Genomic DNA, 289 nt, shown 5'->3' on the forward strand with positions numbered 1-289 from the left:
GCAGTGTGTTCGCTGAGCGCCTGTGGCTGGCCGTGCACCTGCATCGGGGCAGTGACGATGCCGTGCGCCTGCAACGGTTGCGGGCACTGGCGGCTGATGTGGGTATCCGCGCTGTGGCCTGTGGCGACGTGCACATGCACGTGCGTGGTCGCCGTGCCTTGCAGGACTGCATGACTGCCATCCGCCAGCATTGCCAGGTGAGCGAGGCCGGGCGCTTTCTGTTTGCCAATGGCGAACGGCACCTGCGCAGCCAGGCGCAACTGGCCGAGCTGTATCCGCTCGACCTGCT

At 66.8% G+C, this 289-nt stretch carries 1 protein-coding gene; it reads left to right on the top strand.

The window, feature by feature from the left end:
- A partial coding sequence (locus tag ACO0LB_RS20850) for a hypothetical protein (RefSeq protein WP_423052650.1) occupies positions 1 to 289 on the top strand: 289 nt, incomplete at both ends.

This window comes from Undibacterium sp. SXout7W (assembly GCF_049339385.1).
Lineage (GTDB): Bacteria > Pseudomonadota > Gammaproteobacteria > Burkholderiales > Burkholderiaceae_D > Undibacterium.